At 66.6% G+C, this 7,498-nt stretch carries 4 protein-coding genes; 2 read left to right on the plus strand and 2 right to left on the minus strand.

What is annotated here, in order from left to right; translation table 11 throughout:
• Both VFJ21_01020 and VFJ21_01025 read right to left on the minus strand, forming a co-directional pair.
• A partial coding sequence (locus tag VFJ21_01020; protein HET7405702.1) for a PIN domain-containing protein occupies window positions 1-726 on the minus strand: 726 nt, incomplete at its 3' end.
• Window positions 727-873: 147 nt separating this feature from the next.
• Complete coding sequence (locus VFJ21_01025) at window positions 874-1,887, minus strand: hypothetical protein (protein HET7405703.1); 1,014 nt, start codon at window positions 1,885-1,887, stop codon at window positions 874-876.
• An 808-nt stretch (window positions 1,888-2,695) separates the two neighbouring features.
• Here VFJ21_01025 and VFJ21_01030 point away from each other — a divergent pair.
• Both VFJ21_01030 and VFJ21_01035 read left to right on the plus strand, forming a co-directional pair.
• Window positions 2,696-4,081 carry a hypothetical protein gene (locus tag VFJ21_01030; protein ID HET7405704.1) on the plus strand — a complete coding sequence of 462 codons (1,386 nt, stop codon included), beginning with the start codon at window positions 2,696-2,698 and terminating at the stop codon, window positions 4,079-4,081.
• Window positions 4,082-4,608: 527 nt separating this feature from the next.
• Complete coding sequence (locus VFJ21_01035; protein ID HET7405705.1) at window positions 4,609-7,167, plus strand: cell wall-binding repeat-containing protein; 2,559 nt, start codon at window positions 4,609-4,611, stop codon at window positions 7,165-7,167.
• Window positions 7,168-7,498 lie beyond the last annotated feature (331 nt).

The raw sequence follows: 7,498 nt of genomic DNA on the forward strand, positions 1-7,498 counted from the left end.
AGCCGCAGTCAGAGCCAGGGGCAGTGCGCCGGTCCTGGCTCCGACAGTGCGAATGCCGACGGCGCCGAGGCCGCCGAGAAGTTGGAGCAGCATGAGGCTGACCAGCCCCATCTGGGACAGCACGAGAACTCGTCCGCCGCCAAACAAGGCGTCTCGGTAGGCGTCGTGCTTCGCTGTGTCGCAGGTCGGTCCGTAGACAGCGGCGAGTGCCTTTTGATCACCGCTGAGAAGGGGAGCCGCGAGCACCATCGCCGCGATCGCGGTGGGTACGTCGTCGGGGTCGCCCAGCGGGTGCGGACGGTCGAGCATCTCGATGCGAGCGAGTTCGTCTCGGGTCAGGAGCTCTCGCGAGAACGACACCTCGTTGATGAGCGGCCTGAGTTTCGAGACCCACGCGGCTCGGTACGCTGGCAGCGGAGTGCCGGTTTCGCGCGCCCACCTGTCCAGGTGCTCCTCGGCTTCGTCGAAAACGTGCTGGGCGGCGAAGAGGTGTAGGAATCCGGTCCTTGCGAGCGTGACCAGGGCTGTGTCATAACCGTTCCGGGCGAGGGCGCGGATCTCGCCACGTAGCCTGTTGGCATCGACTACAACGGGCCTGGCTGGTTGTGCCAGCAGATCGACGCCCGAACGGCTGACGGCGGCATCGCGCAGATACGACTTGATGGCATCGGTCAACAAGTCGTCGAGCGACGGCCGCGGCGGTTCGTGGTCGAGTCGAGTGGCCACAACGAGTACCTCCTAGTCAGCAGCGAGCGTGACAGGAACCACCGACAGAACGCGATGGTCCGTGTACCTGATGGCCGCGCGCCGCCTGGCCCGCTCACAAGTCGCCGGACCGTTCTCGGCTGCCCGGCCCGACGTACGGCGACTCCGTCAGGATGGCTCAAGCCCGAAGTGCCAGCGGTACATCGGAGATCCACTGGTGGTTACCAGCTGCTCGACAAGCCACCCATTCTGGAACTGGAACTGCTCCGCACCCCGGTCCGGGTCCTCGCATGCCGCAGACGGCGGAGACCCGACACAGCTCGTCGTGAGAGCGAAGATCCGGCACAGCAGCAGGAGCGCCTCGGCAAGCAACGTCTCGACCAGGGCCTCAGGTTCGATGCACACGTAGCTTCCGGTCTGGTGTATCCCCCATTTCTCCTTCGGCCGTGCAGACACCCGACGTTGCACTGCTTCCATGAGCCTTGGCACCTCGTCGAATGGGACCGACAGGTGGCGTCTGGAGTGCCTGTGCTGCACCGTGTGCTGTTGCCCGGTGACTCCTCCTCCGTGGATGCAGTTGCGAATCTCAAGGAGCACGCGGAGCACGTCCTGGCCAGGCGAGTGGTCACCGTCGAAGAGAGCGGCGAGCTCAGGCGCACTTCCGCGGAGCCGGTGAAGGAACCCGACCCTCTGCCACTTGGCCTCCCGTCCCTTAGCGACAGGCCGGCAGAGGATGAGGTTGGAGGCGCGGGCAGCAGCATCGAACGCGGCGAGCAGGAAGACAACAAAGCGCTCCAAGGCCTCGGTCTCGTCAAAGGGGCGGCGGTGGCCGCTGCTGAGAGCAACCGCGAGGTCATCACGTGCGAGTAGCGCCTTGAAGAGGCGAGACGACACGGCATCGCCGTGATAGGCGAGGGCGCCATCGGCCGCAAACGACTCCTGGGTCCACAAGGCGCCCCAGTCGCCATGGCCGGGCAGGAGCGCCTCGGTCGCGAGCGACATGTACGACTCCCAGCCCGTACGTTGGTAGGGCGCGACCGGATACTCACGAGCCCTTCGGAGGAGCAGGGCCAGCATCGCAGTGGCCCTCTCCGGTGTCGCGCACAGCACCCCGTCCAGCCATCCGAATCCAACCTTGTTCAGGAGGTACGGCCGCCGTGTGATGAAGAGGTCCGCGGTCACGGATGCCACTCGTCCTGCCAAGCGGGCGGCTCGACGTGCGACGGCCCGTTCGGTCGTTCCTGCCGAGCCGACGCGCTGGCCCCGCGGGCCGCCAGCCGTGTAGTTCTGGAGCTGCCACTCCTCGGGATGAGCCCAGATGGCGCTGACTGTGACCCCACGCCCGGAAGATCGGTTGATGACATGCGTGACCTCAGGGCGGGGGGACCAGCCAGCGCTCTTGCGAGGCACCTCTTGAACGAGTAGCCAGCCAATCGGCGCTCGGAGATCCCCCGGCTCCTCCCGCCATGTGACATCCTCGGGCGGCCCATCGTCTGCGTACCGCCACACTTGCAGACTTCGTGAGCTCAGAACGGTGGAGAGCGCGTACTCACAAGTCTCCGCGACACCGCATTGCGGGCGCCTCGATAGTCCGCGCGCGACGAGGTCGTCAGATGCGCTGCGATGGCCGGTCGCTGCGCTGGCTCCAGAAATAGTTAATGGCACGGTGTCGGTGTCGACGAGAACGTCAAGAATCTCCCCGTAGGGGTCCTCCAAGGCCGTACGAAGCCGACACGCCCGGCCCCGGCTGGGGATTAGAGGAAGCACATCTCCATCGTGTACCTGCCAACCGGCAGTATTGGACTCGCCACACCCGAGAAGCGTGGCCGTATGACCGGACGCCGTACAGCGGAACGGTCGGGCATGCCACCTTTGACGAACGAGACTGAGGGAAGCACCCTTGCCCCTGTCCACGCCGTCGCTAAGCCTACCCACACATAACCAGACCTACAACGTCAGCGGTGGCTCCGCGACTGCGACGAGTGGTCAGGTGCTGCAGTACACCGTCTCCGGCGTCGACACGGACACGGTTCGTATCGTCCTGGCTGACGCTGACCAGGTGACCACGAACCCCGACAACGGTGTCGTGACCTTCAAGGGGACCAACCCTGGTGGTACCGGCAACACGGCCACGCTGGCCAGCACTAACACCGCGACCATCACGGTGGTCAATGGCAACGTAGGGCCGGCGGCGGACAACACTGAGGCCAACGGCTCTGACGGGACTGTCACGTTCAGCGTGAAGACGGCCACCGGGAACTTCGTCCCGGTTGTCTACTCCGAGGCAGACGGCAACCAGAGCCTCTCGCTGAACGCCGACGGGACCCCGAAGGAGTCGTTCGGCGTCGCGCAGGAGACCGACATTGTCGGCGCTGAGCCTGCGACGGGCGCCATCACGGGACCGCAGACGGTATCCACGGTCAACAAGGCTGCCGACTTCTTCGAGACCAACACCGACGCGGTGTCCTACTACTACGACAGCAACGACGTGTTCCAGGTCCGCAATGGCTCCACGGGCGCATACACCACCGTGACCATGGCGCAGTTCGAGAACGCACTGTCTGTGGGCGACACGCTGGATGGCCTGTTCTACAACGACACCCCGTCCGGCCAGTCCACGTTCCAGCTCAGCGACACCTCGCCGGCCGCACCGGCTTCGGTTTCGGCCACTCCGAACACCACCAAGGGTGGCGTCGCCGTGACGTTCCCCGAGTCGGACACTGGATCGGTGGCGTCGTACAACGTTTACCGGGCAACGGCAACGCAGCCGACGATTACTGGTGGGTCAGTGACCTGCCCGGCGACCACCGGCGACGCCTACAGCAAGGTGGGCTCGGTGACCGACGACAACACTGGGCCGTACACGTTCAACGACACCACGGCTCCTGCGACGCCGACCGGTTCGACGACGGGTCCGGAGTACTGCTACTACGTCACCTCGGTGGACCAGGGTGGTGAGGAGAGCGCTCCAAGCACCGCCTCGAACCACACCACGTCCGCTGCGGCTCCGACCGCCAACGGTGCGCCGGAGTTCAAGAGCGGGTCGGTGAGCGCGGCCGCCGACACGACGGTGAAGGTCGTCTACAGCGAGAACGTGGACGCCGGCACGGTGGACAACGGTGACTTCAAGGTGACCTTCACTCCGGCGGGCCAGAGCACCACCTACAGAGGGACGGTGACTGCGCACTCGGTCACTGCTGACACGGTGACGCTCACGGTGGACTGGACCGGGACCGGGGCACCAACCCCGACTACCGGCGACACGTTCATCGTCTACGCCCAGACGGGCACCGACAGCAACACGGTGGGCGACACCGACACGCCGCAGCAGTTCCAGTCGGCGAGCGACGCGGTGCAGCTGGTCGAAGGTCCGTGACGATTCGGTAGCCAACCGATTCTGATCAACTGAACAAGGCAGGAGCCCCGGTCCTCTTCGGAGGCCCGGGGCTTCTGTTTTGCCCGAGCGCAAGCTGGCGCTGCGGCGGCTGCCGGCTCTCGGCTGCTGCACCCTGACCTTCGAACATCACCGAGACTAGGCTCCGGACGGAGTTTCGGTCGGGCTCTCTATGCACGGCAGTTCGAGATTCGCTCGAACGATCCAAAGCCCGATCTTCGACTCTCGAACCGCAAGCATCCGCCTGGCGACTTGTTTCGGGGGCCGGTCAGAGCTCTTGCGCTTCCGGGCGCGCGAGAGTCCGCTGAAACTCTGCGGCAGGCATCGCCTTGGATATAGCGTGCATTACGCACGCATGCCCCCCGAATCCACTAGGTCATCCCTTGTCCTCTTCAGATCGAAAGCGCCGTAGGCGCATTCCTGCCCTGTTGGCGTCAGCCGGCACCATGCTGGCCTGCTTCGCCTTCATCCCACCCAGCGTCGCGGCGCCTGCTTCCTCACCAGTGCGCGTGCCAGCCAAGCCCGTGTGGGGCGAGATGGCGTACAACACGACCGACTACTTGACGCCGAACCAGAGCGACGAGGTGGTGTCTGGTGGTGCTGCGCTCGGCGACGGTGCGCACTTCTTCACGACCGGCTCAGATTCGAGTGTCGTGGAGCTGTACCGAAGCACAGCGCTCGACGGCACGAAGCTCTCAGCACTGAACGCGCTGTCGTTTTCCACCTTCGCGGCCGCTGCCGGATCGGGCTCTGGCCTGAAGCAGCCGGCGTACCTGCGGCTGACCTTGGACACCGACAATGATGGCGCGGGCGACCAGTCACTGTTCTACGAGCCCGCCTACAACGGCACGGTCACCGATGGCGTGTGGCAGTCCTGGGATGCCACGGCGATCGGCGCCTTGTGGAGCGCCGACGGTTCCTACGCCAGCCCCCAGACGCTTGCGGACTTGAAGACCGCATACCCGAACGCCACGATCGTGCCGTCCACTGATTCGGCCGCGCTGCCCGGTTCCGGCATGGGTGGACTGGCGTTCATCGTTGGTGCGGCCGGCGCCTCCCAGACGGACGGCAGGTTCGGCCTGGACCAGGTCGTTGTCAACGACACCACCTTCGACCTCGGGCCGGCATCGTGGGGCGAGATGGCCTACAACGCCACCGACTACCTGACCCCCAACCAGAGCGACGAAGCAGTGTCTGGTGCTCCGCTGGGAGCAGGTGCGCACTTGTTCCGCACGGGCTCGGACCCGAGTGTGGTGGAGCTGTACCGCAGCACGGCCCTGGACGGGCGGAGGCTCTCGGCTCTGAGCTCGCTGTCGTACTCCAGCTTCGCGGTGGCCGCGGCGGGGTCGGGCGTGAAGCAGCCGGCGTACCTCCGCCTGACCATCGACAACAGCGGTGACGGTGTTGGGGATGCGTCGCTGTTCTTCGAGCCGGCCTACAACGGCACGGTGAACGACGGAGTGTGGCAGTCCTGGGACGCCATGGCCGCCGGTGCTCTTTGGAGCACCGACGGCTCCTACACGGGCGCTGACGAGACAACGCTGGGCGACTACATCGCTGCCAATGGCGGCGCCACCATCGTCCCCTCGAATGACGCAACAGCACCTGCAGGCGCAGGCATGGGCGGGCTGGCGTTCATCGTCGGCGCGGCCGGTGACACCCAGACAGACGGTGTCTTCGGGATCGATGCGATCGAGGTGAACGGCACCACCTACGACCTTGAGCCTGCTGCCACCAGCGCAGGCTCAGGCGGCGGTGGAGGTGCGACATCTGGCCCCACCCCGCCGCCTGCGCCGGCGGGCGCGACGGGCGCCGAAAGTGCGTCTTCGAGCACGGCCGACGGAACGGCGACCGCTACGTCGGACGAAACGACCGTCACCGCGACGGGCGTGGGTGCGTTCACCGTGTCCCAGTACCCAGGAGATCCTGTAGAGGTTGACGCGCCGGTCAGCGGCACGACGTCGTACTTCGACGTGCTGGCCGCTGCGGGCAGCGACTTCTCGTCCCTCGCGGTCAAGCAGTGCGGCCTGTCCGCGGACGCGCACAGCATCGTCTGGTTCAACGGGACCCGCTGGCTCAAGGCATCACCCGTCAGCTTCGCGAACGGCTGCGCCACCGTGACCATCACGGACACGAGCTCGCCGACCCTCAGCGAGCTGACGGGCACCGTGTTCGCCGCAGGTGCGCTGCCAGTGACTCGCCTGTCCGGCCCCGACCGCATCGCCACCGCGGTGGCGGTGTCGCAGCAGCGGTTCCCCGGAGACGGGTCCGCCGACGCGGTCGTCCTGGCCCGTTCGGACGAGTACCCGGACGCTCTCGCGGGCGCGCCGCTGGCCGCGGAGAACAACGCGCCGCTGCTTCTCTCTCATCCAGGCAAGCTCGACGGCGCGACGCTCGCCGAGATCACGCGGGTCGCCAACCCGGGCGCCACCGTATACCTGCTCGGCGGGAAGTCGGCCCTGTCCCATCGAGTGCAGTCGGCCATCGAAGACGCGGGATATCTGACGAAGCGCGTCGCCGGCAGCAACCGGTACGCGACTGCGGTGGCCATCGCGCGGGCCCTCGGTAACCCGCAGACGGTGTTCGAAGCTCCCGGCACCAACTTCCCGGACGCCCTGTCCGCCGGGCCGGCCGCGTCGAAGACCCAAGCCGCCATCCTGCTGACGCATGGTCGCCGCCAGGCCACGGAGACGGCTGCCTATCTGGCCAAGCACAGTGGCGACAAGCGGTACGCCATCGGCGGAGTGTCCGCCTCGGCCGACCCGAAGGCAGAAATGGTCTCCGGCACCGACCGGTACGCCACCTCCGCCGCGGTCGCCGGCAGGTTCTTCCCGGCGACGCGAACGGTCAACCTCGCGACCGGGGAGAACTTCCCGGACGCGCTGACCGGGGGTCCGATGGCCAACGTCCCGATGGTGCTCGTGCGCGGCACCTCGGAGACGCTGCCCGAGCCGGCCCTGTCCTACCTGACGGACGCAGCCGCGACCGTCACGAGGCTGAACGCGCTGGGCGGTGACGGAGTGCTCGGTGACGCCGTGGTCACCAAGGCGCAGTTGGCGCTTCAGTAGGTAGCAGGACAAACGCAGAAGGGCTCGCGCCGCATGGTGCGAGCCCTTCTGCATCCACGTCGGGACGACGACGAGCCGGGACCGGTAGGATCCCTGGGTCTTCCAACTACGAAGGATGTGTATGCGCTCCTTGCGAGCAGGGGTTCTGGTCTCAGCCATCGCGATGTTGGCCTCGATGCTGTCCGTCCAGCCAGCGTCGGCCACGTCGACGTGGACGTGGCCGGAGGTGCTGGGCGCTCACGCGACCGATGTCGAGATGGGCGTGAACTCGCACGGTGACGCCGTTGCCGTGTGGGCCGACGACACCGAGGTCAAGGCGTCGTACCGCCCG

It is taken from the genome of Mycobacteriales bacterium (assembly GCA_035690485.1).
Lineage (GTDB): Bacteria > Actinomycetota > Actinomycetes > JAFAQI01 > DASSKL01 > DASSKL01.